At 72.7% G+C, this 15196-nt stretch carries 16 protein-coding genes; 8 read left to right on the top strand and 8 right to left on the bottom strand.

The genetic code is table 11. The features are described 5' to 3' along the window. The first annotated feature begins 51 nt into the window (after nt 1–51). Nucleotides 52–780 (top strand): SDR family oxidoreductase, encoded by a 729-nt coding sequence (locus ACFY8O_RS29215; protein WP_387907573.1) that lies wholly within the window; start codon nt 52–54, stop codon nt 778–780. A 468-nt stretch (nt 781–1248) separates the two neighbouring features. Here the strand turns inward: ACFY8O_RS29215 and ACFY8O_RS29210 are convergent, their stop codons facing one another. The 3 genes from ACFY8O_RS29210 to ACFY8O_RS29200 form a co-directional block, all read right to left on the bottom strand. Continuing rightward, nucleotides 1249–2253, bottom strand: coding sequence for an NADP-dependent oxidoreductase (locus ACFY8O_RS29210; RefSeq protein ID WP_387907570.1), 1005 nt, complete (start codon nt 2251–2253; stop codon nt 1249–1251). 130 nt (nt 2254–2383) lie between these two features. Further along, nucleotides 2384–2671, bottom strand: a complete 288-nt coding sequence (locus tag ACFY8O_RS29205) for a hypothetical protein (protein ID WP_387907567.1) — start codon at nt 2669–2671, stop codon at nt 2384–2386. Nucleotides 2672–2720: 49 nt separating this feature from the next. Beyond that, nucleotides 2721–3413 carry an SDR family oxidoreductase gene (locus ACFY8O_RS29200; protein ID WP_387907564.1) on the bottom strand — a complete coding sequence of 231 codons (693 nt, stop codon included), beginning with the start codon at nt 3411–3413 and terminating at the stop codon, nt 2721–2723. 114 nt (nt 3414–3527) lie between these two features. Here ACFY8O_RS29200 and ACFY8O_RS29195 point away from each other — a divergent pair, with 114 nt between their 5' ends. Then, a complete protein-coding gene (locus tag ACFY8O_RS29195; protein ID WP_387907561.1) occupies nt 3528–4106 on the top strand; it encodes a TetR/AcrR family transcriptional regulator in 579 nt (192 codons plus the stop codon). Between the two features lie 72 nt (nt 4107–4178). On the opposite strand, the gene ACFY8O_RS29190 is transcribed toward ACFY8O_RS29195, so the two are convergent. Further along, nucleotides 4179–4547 carry a DoxX family protein gene (locus tag ACFY8O_RS29190; RefSeq protein ID WP_387907558.1) on the bottom strand — a complete coding sequence of 123 codons (369 nt, stop codon included), beginning with the start codon at nt 4545–4547 and terminating at the stop codon, nt 4179–4181. A 200-nt stretch (nt 4548–4747) separates the two neighbouring features. Between ACFY8O_RS29190 and ACFY8O_RS29185 the strand changes: the two genes are divergently transcribed. Continuing rightward, on the top strand, nt 4748–5632 hold the full coding sequence (locus ACFY8O_RS29185) for a LysR family transcriptional regulator (protein ID WP_387907555.1): 885 nt from the start codon (nt 4748–4750) through the stop codon (nt 5630–5632). A gap of 159 nt (nt 5633–5791) precedes the next feature. On the opposite strand, the gene ACFY8O_RS29180 is transcribed toward ACFY8O_RS29185, so the two are convergent. Further along, the gene (locus ACFY8O_RS29180; protein ID WP_387907552.1) at nt 5792–7069 is read right to left on the bottom strand and encodes a hypothetical protein; all 1278 of its coding nucleotides are present in this window, start codon (nt 7067–7069) and stop codon (nt 5792–5794) included. A 282-nt stretch (nt 7070–7351) separates the two neighbouring features. Between ACFY8O_RS29180 and ACFY8O_RS29175 the strand changes: the two genes are divergently transcribed. Beyond that, nucleotides 7352–8152: a peptidoglycan DD-metalloendopeptidase family protein gene (locus ACFY8O_RS29175; protein WP_387907551.1), complete on the top strand. Its 801-nt coding sequence runs from the start codon at nt 7352–7354 to the stop codon at nt 8150–8152. A gap of 186 nt (nt 8153–8338) precedes the next feature. After that, complete coding sequence (locus tag ACFY8O_RS29170; protein WP_387907549.1) at nt 8339–9328, top strand: ArsR/SmtB family transcription factor; 990 nt, start codon at nt 8339–8341, stop codon at nt 9326–9328. 282 nt (nt 9329–9610) lie between these two features. On the opposite strand, the gene ACFY8O_RS29165 is transcribed toward ACFY8O_RS29170, so the two are convergent. From ACFY8O_RS29165 to ACFY8O_RS29155, 3 genes are all read right to left on the bottom strand, one after another. Further along, nucleotides 9611–9970, bottom strand: a complete 360-nt coding sequence (locus tag ACFY8O_RS29165; RefSeq protein ID WP_145808567.1) for a hypothetical protein — start codon at nt 9968–9970, stop codon at nt 9611–9613. Nucleotides 9971–10809: 839 nt separating this feature from the next. Further along, nucleotides 10810–11382: a dihydrofolate reductase family protein gene (locus ACFY8O_RS29160; protein ID WP_145808565.1), complete on the bottom strand. Its 573-nt coding sequence runs from the start codon at nt 11380–11382 to the stop codon at nt 10810–10812. A gap of 354 nt (nt 11383–11736) precedes the next feature. Further along, nucleotides 11737–13056 (bottom strand): amidohydrolase family protein, encoded by a 1320-nt coding sequence (locus ACFY8O_RS29155; RefSeq protein ID WP_387907546.1) that lies wholly within the window; start codon nt 13054–13056, stop codon nt 11737–11739. Nucleotides 13057–13365: 309 nt separating this feature from the next. Between ACFY8O_RS29155 and ACFY8O_RS29150 the strand changes: the two genes are divergently transcribed. The 3 genes from ACFY8O_RS29150 to ACFY8O_RS29140 all read left to right on the top strand — a co-directional run bounded on the left by ACFY8O_RS29150 (nt 13366) and on the right by ACFY8O_RS29140 (nt 15161). Then, nucleotides 13366–13761: a hypothetical protein gene (locus tag ACFY8O_RS29150; RefSeq protein ID WP_387907544.1), complete on the top strand. Its 396-nt coding sequence runs from the start codon at nt 13366–13368 to the stop codon at nt 13759–13761. 63 nt (nt 13762–13824) lie between these two features. Further along, on the top strand, nt 13825–14454 hold the full coding sequence (locus ACFY8O_RS29145) for an RNA polymerase sigma factor (RefSeq protein ID WP_387907804.1): 630 nt from the start codon (nt 13825–13827) through the stop codon (nt 14452–14454). Continuing rightward, complete coding sequence (locus tag ACFY8O_RS29140) at nt 14451–15161, top strand: hypothetical protein (RefSeq protein WP_387907541.1); 711 nt, start codon at nt 14451–14453, stop codon at nt 15159–15161. The genes ACFY8O_RS29145 and ACFY8O_RS29140 overlap by 4 nt, the downstream gene beginning before the upstream one ends. Nucleotides 15162–15196 lie beyond the last annotated feature (35 nt).

Here is a 15196-nt window from a genome sequence, read left to right as displayed (position 1 = left end):
GACGGCCGGCACTTGCCTCTGACGTCAACGTCAGGTTTTAGCGTACCGGGCATGGACATCAACAACTCAGTCGCCCTTGTCACCGGAGCCAACCGTGGCCTGGGCCGCGCCTTCGCCCAGCGCCTGGTCGAACGGGGCGCACGCAAGGTCTACGCGACGGCCCGCCGACCGGAGACCGTGGACCTGCCCGGGGTCGAGGTGCTGCCTCTCGACATCGCCGATCCCGCATCCGTGAGGGCCGCCGCCGAGGCCGCACCGGACGTCTCGCTGCTCGTCAACAACGCGGGGATCCAGACAGGGACCGACCTGGTCACCGGCTCGCTGGACGCGGTGCGACGCGAGCTGGAGACCAACGTGTTCGGCCACCTGGGAATGATCCGGGAGTTCGCGCCGGCGCTCGCCAGGAACGGCGGGGGCGCGATCGTGAACGTCCTCTCCGCCATGGCGTGGTTCGGGGGCAAGGGTGCCAACGCCTACCACCTGACCAAGGCCGCCGCCTGGGCCATGACCAACGGCGTCCGCCTCGAACTCGCCGAGCAGGGCACGCTCGTGACAGCGGTGCACCTTGGCCTGGCGGACACCGACATGGCCGCGGGCTGGCCGGTGGACAAGATCGCGCCGTCGGACCTGGCCGACGCGGCGCTCGACGGTGTCGAGGCGGGCTCCGCCGAGGTCCTCGCCGACCGGTGGAGCCGGGACGTCAAGTCCCGACTGCCGCTGGCGCCGGAGGAGTTCAACGCCGCGATGGACCGGGCCCTGGCGGCGCTGACGGCGGGCTGAGGGGCCCTCGAACCGTGCCGGCTTCGGTCGGGTGTCCCTGAGGGCGGTCACGTGGCCGCGGTTGAAGAAGCGGTAGGAGGCCACCTCATCGGTGATGCGGTTGTGGCGGCCGGCAGCCGGCAGGTGCCCGCCGAAGGCGGGGGTCCTGTCCCCTGCCTCCCGCTCGCTTCACCGGGTGCCCGCGGGGCTCGGCCGTCGGGATGGGCCGGGGCCGTCCGCGTCTGCCGGATGCGCCGTTCGTCCGGGACTGCGGACGGAGGGGCACCAGGGGGTACGCCGTCGTCGGGGCCGGGTCGTCGGCCGACGGGTCACGCCACGTACGGACGCGGCGCGGTTCGGCGTATTTCCCGTCCGGCGTCGGGACGGGCGGAGGCGCCGGGCGGTGCGTTCACGGCCGGGGGCATGCGGGGGCCGGGTGTGCAGCGGTTTGTCGTTCCGGGAGGTGAGCGGTGTCCGGACTCTGCCGCGTCATGCCATGGAGACGACGACTTTGCCCGCCTTCGCCCGCCCTTTCTCGACGTGCTCCATGGCCTGGAGAGTCTCTTCGAACGGGAAGACGCGGTCGACGACGGGGCGGATCTCGCCGGTGTCGACGAGGGTGGTGAGCCGGCGCAGTTGGTCGCCGTCGGCCTTCATGAACAGGAACGCATACGTCACTCCGAGGCTCTTGGCCTGGCGACGCGTCCTGAAGCTGAGCGCGGTCATGGCCAGGCGCAGGAACGGGTTGGCGCCGAGTTCGCGGGCGAAGGCCGGGTCGGGCGGGCCCGCCACGGAGATGGCGGTGCCGCCGGGCCTGAGGATGCGCAGGGACCTGGTGAGGTTTTCTCCGCCGAGGCTGTCCAGGACGACGTCGTAGCCGTCGAGGAGGGTCTCGAAGTCCTGGGTGCGGTAGTCGATGACCTCGTCCGCACCGAGGTCCTCGGCGAGGTCGACCTTGGCGGTGCTCACGGTGGTGGCCACGTGCGCGCCGAGCGCCCGCGCGAGCTGGACGGCTACGGAACCGAGACCGCCGGCGCCCGCGTGGATGAGGACCTTCTGGCCGGGTTGTACGTGGGCCCGCTCGACCAGGGCCTGCCATGCGGTCAGGGCGACCAGGGGGAGTGAGGCCGCCTCGGCCATGGTGAGCGTGGCGGGCTTGGGCGCCAGGTCGTCCTGGTGTACGGCGATGAGTTCGGCGAAGGTGCCGATGCGGTCCTTGTCGGGCCTGCCGTAGACCTCGTCGCCCACCGTGAAGCGGGTGACGGACGGCCCGACCCTGACGACCGTTCCCGCGAGGTCGTTGCCCAGCACGAGCGGGAGACGATAGGGCAGGAACGTCTTGAAGTCCCCGTTGCGGATCCTGATGTCCAGCGGGTTGACGCTCGCCGCGTGGACCTTGACCAAGACGTCGTCGGCCCCTACCTGGGGGTCGGGTAGATCGGCAGCGCGCATCCCGGTCCGGTCGCCGTAGCGCTCAAGGGTGAAAGCCTTCATCGTCGTCTCCTTTCGTTTCCCGTCCGTGAGGGTCGGGCCTTCGCTCACCCGGGTCTCCCCGTACGGGACAGCGTGGGTCGCTCTCCTGGCCGGGGCGCGGGCGCACCGCGTCCTCAGCCGCGTTCACCCGTCAGGCCACCGGCGGCACCGGAGTCGTGACGCGATCGACAGCGCCTTCCTGGAGGCGGTCCGGGGAGGCGGCGATCCCCTCGTGGGACACGCCGAGCAGGACCCTGCTGACCTCGGCCGGACGGGTGCACTGCGCGTCGGCCGGCTGGACCTCGAGAGTGCCGAGGCAGCTCTCGGGCTGGGCGGCCGGCTCGGCGCCCGCGCCCCAGCCGGTGCCGAAGTCCGCGGTGACGAGCGCGTACGCGGAGACGCGCAGTCCGGTCCGGTGGCCGAAGGCCGTGTGACGCATGAGCTGTCCTCGGAGGAATGGGTGGTGGCGTCGGGGTGGAGGGGGAGCGTCAGTCCGTGGCCGGCTGGTGGGCCGCGGACAGGCTCTGCTTGACGTACCGGCTGGCGTCGTCCGCGAGGATCTCGGGCAGGCCTGCCGCGATGCCGTCCAGGGCCTGAGCCGCGACGTCGGTGGCGGCGACCTTCTGATCGGCGGGCACGCCGGCGGCCATGTCGGTGTCCATGTAACCGACGTGCAGTGCCGAGACGGCGATGCCGCGGGGCGCCAGCTCCTCGCGGGTGGCACCGGTCAGCGCCCACGCGGCGGCCTTGGACGCGGCGTAGGAGCCGAGCCCTGCCGGATGGAGCCAGGACAGGGCGGACAGGACGTTGAGTACGGCGCCGCCGCCGTTGCCCTCGATGACGGGGGCGAAGGCCCGGGTCACGGTGAGCGGACCGAAGAAGTTGGTCTCCATCTCCCGGCGCACCTCGGCCACGTCGCCTCCGATCAGGGTCGCACCGGTGGAGATGCCGGCGTTGTTGATCAGCAGCGTGACGTCGGAAGCGGTACGAGCGGCCTCCCGTACCGACGTCTCGTCCGTGACGTCCAGCCGCAGCGGGACGACGCCCGGGACGTCGACCGACTCGGGGTGCCGCGCCGCGCCGTACACCTTCGCGCCGCGCTCCACGAGCTGGCGGGCCACGTGCCGCCCGAGGCCTCGATTGGCACCGGTGACGAGGGCGACGGCGTTGTTCAGTTCCATGCTTGCTCCTGGTCGTCGTGGGTACGGTCGGCACCCGCGAGAAATTAGATTACGAACTAAATCTAAGCACGGGTCTATGATAGATGCCAGTCGACATCCAAATGGGAGGTGGCCATGGGCCGCGTATCGCAGGCGCAGGCGGAGGAGAATCGCAGGCGAGTGGTGGACACCGCGTCCCGGTTGTTCCGGGAGCAGGGCACGCAGGTCAGCGTCGCCGACCTGATGAAGGCGGCCGGTCTGACGCACGGTGCCTTTTACAAGCAGTTCGCCTCGAAGGAGGCTCTCGTCGACGAGGCCACCGCCCATGCCTTCGCCGAGCTCGCCCAGCGCTACGGCGCCGGACTCGAGCGCTACGACGGGCGGCGCGCCTCCGCCCAGCAGGCGCTGATCGACAGCTACCTCTCCGTGGAGCACCGCGACGATCCGGCGGACGGCTGCCCGGTCGCCGGGCTCGCCGCCGACATCGCGCGCGAGGGTGGGGGGCGCGAGGCCCGTCGCGTCTACACCGAGGGAGTGGCCGACTTCGCCGATTTCCTGGCCGGGGACGACCAGGACGGCATCGTCCGCCTCTGCACCCTGTTCGGCGCGCTGGTGCTGTCCCGGGCCACCAAGGGCTCCCCGCTCTCCGGGGAGATCCTTGCCGCCGCGCACGCGGCCTTGGCCGAGGCGCCTGATCAAGCGCCACAGGCGTGACCATCCGCCTCGGCGGCCGGTTCGGGAGGGCTTCGATGGCGCCCGCACCCGCCGCGCCGGCCGGCCGGGGCGTCACAGCCAGGTCGTCGCCGGTCCGACGGTCGCTGTCGCTGCCGCGAGCAGCATCAGCGTGAGGTTCAGGGCGATCCTGCGGTCCCCGAGGCGCAGGTGGACCGCCGTCGCGGCGATCTGGAGGAGGACGAAGCCGATGGCCGCGACGAGGGCCGACCAGGGGGCGATGCCGGTCAGGGGCGGGAGCACGAGCCCGGTCGCGCCCACCACTTCGACCAGGCCGATCATCCGGACGGTCCGCATCGGCACGGTGTCCACCCAGGCCATCATCGGGCGGAGCCGGTCGCGGCTGCGGAGCAGCTTCAGGCCGCCCCCGTACAGGTAGAAGAGGGCCAGCAGGCCGGCGGTGATCCAGTAAGCGACGTCCACGGAAGTCCGTTCCTTGTTGAGGGGGCGCCCGTCAACCCGCGTCCACACGCGGGAAGGGCGTGAAGGTCCTGCCGTCTCCCGGGGGCGGTACGGCGCAGGCGTACCGCGGCGGCGGGGCATGTGCCGATTCCACGGGACGGGCCGCCGGGCTGTCCAAGACTCTTTGCGGACTCTCGATACCGAATGGGTATCGTTGCGGCATGGAGCTACGCACGCTGCGCTACTTCGTGGCAGTCGCCGAGGAGCTGCACTTCGGCCGGGCCGCCGCCCGGCTGCACATGAGCCAGCCGCCGCTGAGCCGGGCGATCAAGCGGCTGGAGGCGGACGCCGGCGCCCTGCTGTTCGACCGGTCGTCCGCCGGCGTCTCCCTCACCGAGGTGGGGGCGGTGCTCCTCGACGAGGCGCGCGGTCTGCTCGACCACGCTGACCGGGTGCGTGTACGCGTGGCCGCGGCGGCCGGTACCGCGTCCCTCACCGTGGGACTCCTGGGCGACAGTACCGATCCCGGTGTCCGCCGGCTGGCCGACGACTACCGCCGCCGTCATCCGCACGTCGACGTCCACGTGCGGGAGGCCGGCCTGGCCGACCCCACCTGCGGACTGCGCGCCGGGCTGGTCGACATCGCGCTCACCCGGGCCCCGTTCGACGAAACCGGCCTGACCGTGCAGGAGTTGAGCGCCGATCGGGTGGGAGTGCTGCTGCGTGCCGACGATCCGCTGGCGGACTCCGAGGCCCTGCGCCTGGCAGATCTGGCCGACCGCCGGTGGTTCGTCTTCCCGGAGGGGACCGACCCCCTGTGGCAGTCGTACTGGAACGGTGGTGAGCGGCGTGAAGGGCCGGTCGTGCGCGCCGTCCAGGAGTGCCGTCAAGCCGTGCTCTGGAACGGCACGGTCGGCATCACGCTCCTGACCCACGAGCCGGGAGCGGGGCTCGTCGTCGTACCGCTCGTCGACATGGAGCCGAGCCGGGCGGTGGTGGCGTGGAACGCGGGGGCCACCGATCCGCTGGTCCGTTCCTTCGCGGAGGCCGCCGCGAGGGCCCTGCGTGACCCGACCGCCGCCGGACCGCGCGGGAGCAGGGGTTAGAGCCTGGCTCAGCTCGTGCCCCGGGAGCACGGGGGTTCCGTCCCGCAGCGACCGAGGTCCCCTGGACACCGCGGCGCACACGCGGAAGCGGGATCCGGTCGAGCGGCGGTGGTCCTCGGGCGCCGCGCGGCGGCGCCCGAGGACCGTGCGCACCGGGGCTCAGCAGGTCGGGACGCCGGGCAGCCAGCTGTCGGCGACGTCGATGAAGATGTTGGAGACGTAACCCCCGTAGTCCGGCAGATAGGACCACGCGTCGTTGCTGTGACCGTCGACCTGGACCAGCTGACCGCGCACCTGGCACCGCACGCGCACGGTCGTGGGGCCGGCGAGCTGGGCGACCCGCGCGGACGTGCTGGTCGGCTGCAGGCGTATGTTGACCGAGGTGCCCCAGGTCGGGAACGACGTGGTCGCTGCACCGTCACCGGTCCACAGATAGGTGACGGTCACCCAGCCGTTGTCGTTCAGGCCGACGTTGTGGAAGGTGCCGTCCGCGAGGTCGATCCCGGCCGGGTTGAGCACCTGGCGCCCGAACTCGTCCCGGCCGCCGTTGTAACCGTCCTCGTAGGCGGCCTGCGCCTCGGGCTTCCCCTGCGGCAGGTCCTTGAAGCTCTCGCGTACGGAGGACGGATTCCAGTGGTCGTCACGGGTGTTCCACGGGCCCACGTCCCACACCGGCGCGGTCTCGCAGCGTACGGGACCGCAGACGCGCACGGAGTACTGACCGCTGCCCTCCGGCGAGAGGCCGCGCCGGGAGGGGAGTGCCACGAAGTGATCCTCGGGGACGATCACGTGCCCGTTCGCGGTGGTGCCGCCGACCAGGCCCTCCCGGGTGGCGTAGACACGGGCGGTGTACGGCTCGGCCGCTGCGGCCTCCCCCGCCACGACGCCGAGTTCGGCGCTCAGGCGCAGGGCGCTGACGACCGGTGCCGTGCCGCCGGGCGCCGAGACCAGGATCAGCCGCGCCTGCACACGCGTGACGGCCCGCGGCAGGCGGGCCGGGGCGTCCTCACGGGCCTCGCGCCATTCGGTCCAGCGGCCCTGACCGTCCTGCCCGCGTACGTCCACGAGGACCTGGGCTCCGGCGGGAACGGCGGCTTCGAGTTCCGGGACCACGGTGTCGACCGCGCGCCCGAGGTCGCGTGCGGGCGACAGCAGTGTCCCCTGCCCGAGAGGGGAGCGGGAGGAGGAGAGGCGCGGTCCCGGGTCGCGGAGGCGCACCGTGCCGGCGGCCCGGCTGATGTTGGTCTCGTCCCCGACGGGCGTGGACAGGTCCACCCGCCAGCTGATCCCCCCTTCCGGCGCCGCCTCAGGGGCCGCCGCGGCAGGGCCGGAGGTGAGGGAGAGCGCGGCGACGGCCAGCAGGGACACGGCCAGGATCGGCCCGCGGCGTAAGGGGGTCAGGAAGGCGCGGGAGTTCGGTCTCCGGTTGGGGCGCACGGTTCGACTCCTTCGGGGTGGGGGGCGGTCGCGTACGGGTGCACGGCGCACAGACCTACAGGTGTACCGGCACACGGGAGCGGAGGGCCGCCGGCGCGGCGCCGGGCGGGGCACGTGGCGCCAGGGTGGTGAGGCCCGGGCTGCCGCGCAAGCCATTCGTTCCTGGTCGAAGGAGTCCGCCGCACGCTTGTCACCGGCTCGGGCCGCCGTTACGTTCCCGACGTCTCACTGCGCCTCGGCCCGGTGTTCCGTCCGGGCCGCAACCCCCACCTAGGAGCAACCGTGAGGATCCTCAGACGCCTTCCGGCCCTCGTCGCCGGAGCCCTTCTGGTACTGGCCGGCCTGTCGGCCACCCCGGCACAGGCCGGGGAGACCGGCGCGACGGCCGGGCCCCTCTTCAAGGCGCCCTATCCCTGCGGCCAGCAATGGACGTACAGCCATCACTCGGCCGAGGTGCGCCGCGCCCTGGACTTCGTACGCTCCGACGGCGGTGCGACGGCCGGTACCCCGGTGCTGGCCTCGGCGGCCGGCACGGCGACCCGCTACTCACAGCCCAGCGGCGCGGGCAACTACATAGCCGTGGACCACGGCGGCGGCTGGAAGACGTACTACTTCCACCTGTCGGCCTACTCGGTCGCGAGCGGGGCGTCGGTCGCCCAGGGGCAGCAGATCGGTGTCACCGGCAGTACGGGCAACTCCTCCGGCGCGCACATCCATTACGAGCAGCTCTACAACGGCGTGGGCCAGAACATCGTCATCAACGGCGCCGCGCTGTCCTACCCCGGCAGCTACTACCAGGCGTACCTGACCAGCGACAACGGATGCGGCGGCAGCGGCTACCCGTTCAGCACCTGGGGCAGTGGAGTCAACGTACGCGCGGACGCCCGCGTCGACGCGCCCGTCGTCACCACCCTCGCCGGCCCGACGGCCGTGCGGGTGCTGTGCCAGAAGCAGGGCGACACCGTCAACGCCGAGGGCTACAGCAACAACTGGTGGAGCAAGTTGCGCGACCAGAACGGCTTCATCAGCAACATCTACATCGACCACCCGGACGCGAAGCTGCCCGGAGTTCCGCTCTGCTGATCACGGTCTCCTGGCCCCTGACGCCTGACCCCGGACCCTGACCGCGGTGGCCTCCCCGCCGGACCTGCCGGGAGGCCACCGCGCAGGTGCGTGGCATGTATGCGTCATGCCCGTGATGCGCGTAGAGTCCGGGGTGGGCGGGTGCCGGCGCGTGCCTGTGACCACCGGGGGTGCGCAGTGCTGCGGGTGGATCTGACGAGCCAGGAGCTGGCCCGCCTGCGCCTCGCGCCCGGCCTGGACCTGCTGTGGGAGACGGCGCTGAGCCTGCACCTGCTCCAGAACCGGCAGGCGCCCCTGGTGTTCGGAGCCTGGCGCCGCGAGGTCGGCGCGGCCCTGCGACGGTCCGGGCTGGTCTCTGTCACCGGGGCGCTGACGCGTCTGTGCCCGGACGGCTCCTACTTCCCGGACTTCCTGACGCCCGGCCGTGGGGACGCCGATCTCGACACCGGCCTCGACCGGCTGCTCTCCACCCCCCGGCGCCGCCTGCGCGCCGAGCTCACCCGGCTGCACGCGCACACGGGGCGCCCCGTCCCGGCGGGCGGGAACCCGCTGGCGGACGGCTGTCCGAGGGCGCTGAACCGTCTCGGATCCGCCCTGCGCGCCTATCACCAGGTGGCCGTGGAGCCCTACCTGCCGGCGATGCGGGCCCAGGCCGCGGCCGACCGGGCCGTACGGGCGGACGCCGTGCTCAGCCACGGTGCGGAGGGGCTGTTCCAGGGGTACGACCACCTGCCCGGCTGGCGCTACCAAGAGGGAAGGCTGCGTGCGCCGTACCCTGTGGAGCGCGAACTGAGCCTTGGTGGGCGGGCGTTGACGCTCGTCCCGGCGTTCTTCTGTGTGCGCGCCCCGCTCGCCCTGGTCGACGAGGCGCTGCCTCCGGTCCTCGTACATCCGCTCTCGCCCGCTCCCGGCTGGCTCGAACGCGCCCGCCGGGACTCGCACGCCCCGGCGGCCCAGCTCATCGGTGCCTCACGCGCAGAGCTGCTGCGCATGCTGGACCGGCCGATGAGCACGATGGAGATCGCGGCGGCCCTGAGGCTCGCACCGTCCACGGCCAGCCGTCACGCCACCGTGCTCCGTGAGGCCGGGCTGCTGCTGTCCCGGCGCCAGGGGGTACGTGTGCTCCACCACCGGACCCTGCTCGGCCGGGCGGTCCTGGAGGGCGCGCTGAAGTGACCCACTCCCGCCCGCAGTGTGGGCGGGCTGTGGGTAGGTAGGTCGCCTCGCCGTGGCCGGGACCGCGGCGACGGCGACACGCTCGGTCCGGAAGCGCGGCTGGAACCGCGGTGGTGGCGCTTCGTCACCCTGGCTCCGTCGCGGTGTCGGCCGGGAGGGCTCCCGCTTCTCGCGGGGAGGCGCGGACATGGCCGAGGGCCGGTACCGGAATCGGTACCGGCCCTCGGCATCGTGAGGGGTCCCGACCGGCCCTCGCGGGGCCGGGTCGGCGAGGAGGTCCGGTCAGTGGTCGGAATAGCGGAAGTCGCCCACGCTCCAGGCGCTGACGTCCTTGATCGCGACCCGGTACATCCCGCCCGTCTCCGGAATGCCCACCGTGCCCTGCAGGATGCGGGCGACGTGGAAGTGCAGATGTGTGGGCGGCCCGACCCTCTCAGGGGGTGCGTCGAAGACGGACGAGAACTCTCCCAGGCGGTCCGAGTCCGTCAGTACATCCGACACCCTCAGCCTCCACACGGCTTCGGGGGCCAGTCGACCGGTGATGACAGCACCACCGGTGACCACGGTCAGCGACATCTGATTGCTCTGCCCGGATTCCACCAGGGCGGCGACGTCAACGAGCAGCTCGTCAGGCTTCGACATGGGGCTGATTCTATTCACTGCCCGATCGGCCGCTCCAGGGGTGGCGTCCTCGGGTGCAGCGGAACGGGCGGCCCCGGCCCTGCCGGCCCGGACGGGTCCGCCCCTCATTCCGGACGCGGCGGGCATACGGGCGGAAACGTTCCTTCCGGGCGGTGGCGATTCCCGGCGCACGCCTGTGCGGACCGTAGTCGACTACCTCATCTTTGAGCGCGCGGAAATCTATGTCGATGGAAGTAGACTTTGGAGCGTGGTGCGGCTAGGGTTTCTTTCGTACCCAGAGGGACAGCAGGGCCTGGCAGAGACGAACTGCCGGGAGATTCGCGTAGGTGCACGTCGCAGGACGGTGCGGTGGTGGAGTTCCGGAGCCAGGGAAGTCGCAGGACGGTGACGGGGCTGACCATCGGACCGGGGGGCCCGAGGTAGTCAGGGGCCGCCATGAGCAGGACACAGCAGCGAAGTCGGTGAGCAGTACCTCGGTGAAGGCGTCGGCTGCGGACGCGCGCACCGGGGGTTCGGCACCAGCAAGTGATCGGTACCAGAGGGAAGAACGGAGGAGCGAGGCGCCATCAGGATCGCCCGGGAGGACGTAACGGGCCCGGGTACCGCAGGACATCGACAGTGAGGTGGTCTCCGGTCAGGCAACCGCGATCCCCGCGCGCCCGACAGCATTCCGGCCGGGTCCGCGGAAACGAAGAGCCGGCGATGTACGCGAGCCGGCGGATGGTGTAGCAGTTCCTTCGGGGCCCTGGTGCCGCACGGCACCAGGGCCCCTCGGCGCGTGCCGATCCTGGGCGCCCTCGAGGGACGCCCGGGAAACGCCCCCGGGGTGCCGGCGCGCTCTAGTGCGACGCCTCGCGCTTCACGCGGTAGCGGAGGTAGAGCACCCCTGAGGCGAAGGTGCGGTTCTCGACGAGTTCGAGGTCCACCCGGCGCTCACTCCGGGGGAAGAAGGGGATGCCGCCGCCCAGCAGCACCGGATGGACCCGGGTCCGGTACTCGTCGATCAGCCCCAGCGAGGCCGCCTCGGCGGCGAGGGTCGCGCCGCCGATCGCGATGCCGCCCTCTCCGGGCTCGGCCCGCAACCGCTCGATCTCCTGCGCCAGGCCGCCGGACGCCAGGCGGGCATTGCCCCGCACCGAACCCAGCGTGGTGGAGAACACCACCTTCGGGAGCGGGTTCCAGAGCGCCGCCCACTCGCGCTCGGAGGCGTCGAGCGCCTCGGGGTCGGCGTCCTCCCAGTACAGCATCGTCTCGTACAGCCGCCGGCCCATCAGATGGACGCCGAGCTCCCGGGTCTCGTCGGTGACGAAGCGGAACACCTCCGGGTCGGGTGCCCCCCAGTCGAGGCTGCCCTGCGGATCGACGATGTAGCCGTCGAGGGAGACGCCCATCGAGTAGGTCACGCTGCGCATACGAAGTCCTCCTCGGTATCAGGTTCGACACTATGACCGCCGGCGCCCGCGGAACTCATCGCGGCTCGCGGATGCCTCCCCGGATCGCCCCTCCCGCGCGCCGGCCCTTCATGAGGTGAGCCCTCCCTCATGAGGTGATCCGGCGCCCAGGCGGACGGCCACCTCGGGCAGCCCCGTGCGAAGCGTGTGCGCAGGCCGATGAGCGCCGCCGACGGCCCGGGGCCGGCGTACCGGTCGTGACGCTGTGGACGCTCGCGTCGGGGAGGACGCGTGGGGGCGTCCCGTCCCCGGACGAAGGCCCCGGCACCGCCCGGCCCTTCCGCACCGCGCGGCGGCACGGACAGCGGAACGGGCTCAGAGCATGTCGAGCTGGACGTCCAGTTCAGGGTGGCGGGTGACGGCCGGGCGGTCGATGATCTTGCCCCGTGCGACGACCATGACGGGGTCGATGAAGGCGCGGAACCCGTCGAGCGGGTTGGCGTCCAGGACGACCAGGTCGGCCGCCTTGCCGACCTCGACGGAGCCCGTGACGGCGTCCAGGCCGAGGATCGCCGCGTTGGTCCGGGTCGCGGCAGCGAGGGCCTGGGGCCGGGTGAGCCCGCCGTGACGGACAAGGAGGTCCAGTTCGCGCCAGGTGTTGTAGTGCGTGACGTAGGTCAGGGCCGAGTCGGTGCCCATGCCGATCGCGATGCCGTTGTCCCGAGCGTCCTGAATGCCCTTCAGGGTCTCGTCCAGGACCATCTCCGCATTGGCCTTGACGATGCGGTCGATGCCGGTCGTACGCCGGTCGAGCCTGGCCAGCGGCAGGCACGCCTGGAGGGTGGGGACGAGGGCCGACGAACCCGCCAGCGACCGGGGGTTGTCGTGGAAGAGGTCGATGATCTCCGGGGTCATGCCCGCCCCGTGCTCGATGGTGTCGACCCCGGCGCGCAGCGCGGCGAGGATGCCGGCGGCGCCCTGGGCGTGCGCGGCGACGCGGATACCCGCGTTGTGCGCCTCCTCGCAGATCGCCGTCATCTCCTCCTCGGTCATCTCCTGCCGCCCGGCGGACCCGACCGACCGGGCGTCGGTCACGCCCGCCGTGGCCGCGATCTTGATGGCCTTGACACCGTGCCGCAGGTTGATGCGCGTGTTGCGGCGGGCGTCCCAGGGGGAGTCGCTGACGAGTGCGATCTGTGGCGCGCCGTGCCCGCCGGTCACGGCGAGGAGCGGGCCCGACGCCAGCACCCTCGGGCCGGGGTACCTGCGGCTCTCGATCTCCGCCGCGACCTCGACCACCTCGTAGGCGACATCACCCAGGCTGCGCAGCGTCGTCACACCGGAGTGCAGCTGGGTGAGGACGTTGGCCCTGGCGCGCTTCTTGAACACCATCCTGCCGAGCGGGCTCCTGCCCACGGCGGCGACCAGCCCGCTCGTCCTCTCGGCCACCAGGTACCGGGGCAGCGGCAGACCGTCGGAGAACAGATGGGCGTGGGCGTTGATCAGCCCCGGTACGACGAAGCGTCCCGTGACGTCCAGGTGCCGGTAGCGAGGTGGGACCTCGGTGGTGACGGTGGGCCCGACGGCCTCGATGAGTCCTGCGCGGCCGACGACGACCGTCTGTCCGGGAAGGACCGTGCCCTCCGCGTCACCGTCGACGATCGTGGCACCGGTCAGGGCGAAGGGGCGGGGCACGGTCACACTCCTCGGCTGCGAGATCGTCTTCGCACGCTACCCGAGGGCACCACGTCCGGCCTGGTGACGCCGCCGCCGAGGCCGTGTCCAGGCCCGTGCGGGCGCTGTTCCGGACCGGCACTGTGACGTCCCGGGCCGCGCGATCGCTAAACAGGAGAGGGGGTGGATCAGGCCCCCGCCGGGTGGTGCGACGACACCCGGCCAGGAGCGAGACGTGGGGGCACGGTGGGGGCGAGCGGGGATGCGGGGCGACGTCCGACTGCTGGTCAGATACGGCCGGGAGTGGCCGAGTTCATACGGAGGGTGACCGTGCGGAACCGGTTGCCGCTGGACTACTCGGTCGCGAGCCTGCGGGTGGTGGACCGCGTCACCGACGGGCTGCGTGCGGCCGGGCCGGGGCGGGAGACCGTGGCGCGCGACCTGTTCTGGCTCGGGGCGTACGCGGGCGAGGTGTTCGTCCGGCGGGCAGGCGCCGAGTGGGTGGATCTCGACCCGGGGCAGCGGGAGCTGTTCGGGCAGCCGGTGGGCATCCGGATGCCCGACGGGCGGGTGTGGAACCCGCTCGGGAAGGTGGTCAACCGTTTCGCCGTCGGGCCCGAGGAGTCCGTGCAGCAGATGTACTTCCTGCTGCACGGGAGGGCGCCGGTGAACGGGTTAGCCCGGTCTCCGTACGCGGAGACGGGAGCGACTCGCCGTCAGCTGTGACGATTCCGTGTGTCAGGCCGCAGAAGGAAGGGGGAGCAGGGCTGGGCGACCGAAGAGGCATGCGTGGTCAGGGGCGGGGATCGGGGACGGGAGCAGGCGCGCGACCTGGAGCTCGGCAGGGCGGTGTCGCTCGCCCAGCAGGGGGACGAGGGTGCCTTCGAGACGGCGTACCACCTCGTCCACCCCGGGCTTCTCGGGTACCTGCGTGGCCTGGTGGGGGCCGACGCGGAGGACGTGGCCTCCGACGCCTGGCTGGAGATCGCCCGGGATCTGCGGCGGTTCCGCGGTGACGGGGCGGGCTTTCGCGGCTGGACGGCGACCATCGCACGGCACCGGGCGCTGGATCATCTGCGGCGGCAGAAGCGCAGACCCCGAACCTCACTGATCGAGGAGGACGCACTGGACCTGCCCGGACGCGCCGACACGGTGGAAGCCGTGCTGGAGTCGGTGTCGACGCGCCGGGCGGTCGCGCTGATAGCCGGGCTGCCGCCGGACCAGGCGGAGGCGGTGCTGCTGCGGGTGGTGGTGGGGCTCGACGGCCTCGCCGCGGCGCGCGTGCTGGGCAAGCGCCCGGGAGCCGTGCGGACGGCGGCTCACCGAGGGCTCAGACGGCTGGCCGAACAGCTGAACGCCGCCGGCCGGACCGGGGACGGGGCAGGGGACGCGCTGTGCGTATCGGAGGACGAGGCATGAAGCGCAGGGCGCGGACGACGGAGGCGGTGCGGGTCACGCCCGAGATCGAGAGGCTCGCGGAGGCCGTCCGCGGCGACGCCGGGACCGAGGGTGCGGACCGGGCGCTCGCGGCGTTCCGCGCGGCGTTCGGTGCCACCGGCGGAGCCGGCCCGCGCCTGCGGCCCCGTCGGCGTGACGACTGGCGTCCGGGCAGCCGCCGCTCCACCGTCCGCGTCCCCCTCAGGGTGGCGCTCGGCGCCGCCGTCGCGGGCGTGGCACTCGGGGGAGTGGCCCTGGCGGCCGGCAGCGGGATGTTCCCCGGGCAGGCCGGTCCCGGGCAACCCGAGCACAGACCGGGGAGGGCGCCGGGCGTGGACGCTCCGCGCACCCCCACCGGGACCGGGGCGGCCGGGACACCCGGGGCGCCGGGCCGGAGTCTCCCCTCTCCAGCGGCCTCCGGACCCGCGACGGTGCACGGCCCGCCGGACCACGCGGCGCCGTGCCACGCGTGGGAGAAACGCCGGCTCCAGGGTTCAGGGCGGCGACCGGTGGACGCGGCGGGAGGGGAGGGCGCCGTCGAGGACCACTGCGCGAGGGCGGGCAGCCCCGCCCCGGCCGCGCCGGCGGCGTCCGCCGCCCCCGGCCGGCCGAAGGAGGACCCCGTGTCACCCCCGGCGAGGGGACGGAGGGGGGAGCACGGCCCCCACGGGGGCACGGCGCGTCCCTGAGCGGGCGGTGGGTCCTGGCCCGTCTTCGGGGCCGG

The organism is Streptomyces argenteolus (genome assembly GCF_042902585.1).
Lineage (GTDB): Bacteria > Actinomycetota > Actinomycetes > Streptomycetales > Streptomycetaceae > Streptomyces > Streptomyces argenteolus.
The sequence above is the reverse complement of the archived record's forward strand: the minus strand, read 5'-3'. Positions and strand labels throughout refer to the sequence as shown.

Excerpts from the sequence above, each read along its gene's own strand:
- ACFY8O_RS29215 (WP_387907573.1), top strand. The coding sequence starts at position 52 with ATGGACATCAACAACTCAGTCGCCCTTGTCACCGGAGCCAACCGTGGC.
- ACFY8O_RS29210 (WP_387907570.1), bottom strand. The coding sequence starts at position 2,253 with ATGAAGGCTTTCACCCTTGAGCGCTACGGCGACCGGACCGGGATGCGC.
- ACFY8O_RS29205 (WP_387907567.1), bottom strand. The coding sequence starts at position 2,671 with ATGCGTCACACGGCCTTCGGCCACCGGACCGGACTGCGCGTCTCCGCG.
- ACFY8O_RS29200 (WP_387907564.1), bottom strand. The coding sequence starts at position 3,413 with ATGGAACTGAACAACGCCGTCGCCCTCGTCACCGGTGCCAATCGAGGC.
- ACFY8O_RS29195 (WP_387907561.1), top strand. The coding sequence starts at position 3,528 with ATGGGCCGCGTATCGCAGGCGCAGGCGGAGGAGAATCGCAGGCGAGTG.
- ACFY8O_RS29185 (WP_387907555.1), top strand. The coding sequence starts at position 4,748 with ATGGAGCTACGCACGCTGCGCTACTTCGTGGCAGTCGCCGAGGAGCTG.
- ACFY8O_RS29165 (WP_145808567.1), bottom strand. The coding sequence starts at position 9,970 with ATGTCGAAGCCTGACGAGCTGCTCGTTGACGTCGCCGCCCTGGTGGAA.
- ACFY8O_RS29160 (WP_145808565.1), bottom strand. The coding sequence starts at position 11,382 with ATGCGCAGCGTGACCTACTCGATGGGCGTCTCCCTCGACGGCTACATC.
- ACFY8O_RS29140 (WP_387907541.1), top strand. The coding sequence starts at position 14,451 with ATGAAGCGCAGGGCGCGGACGACGGAGGCGGTGCGGGTCACGCCCGAG.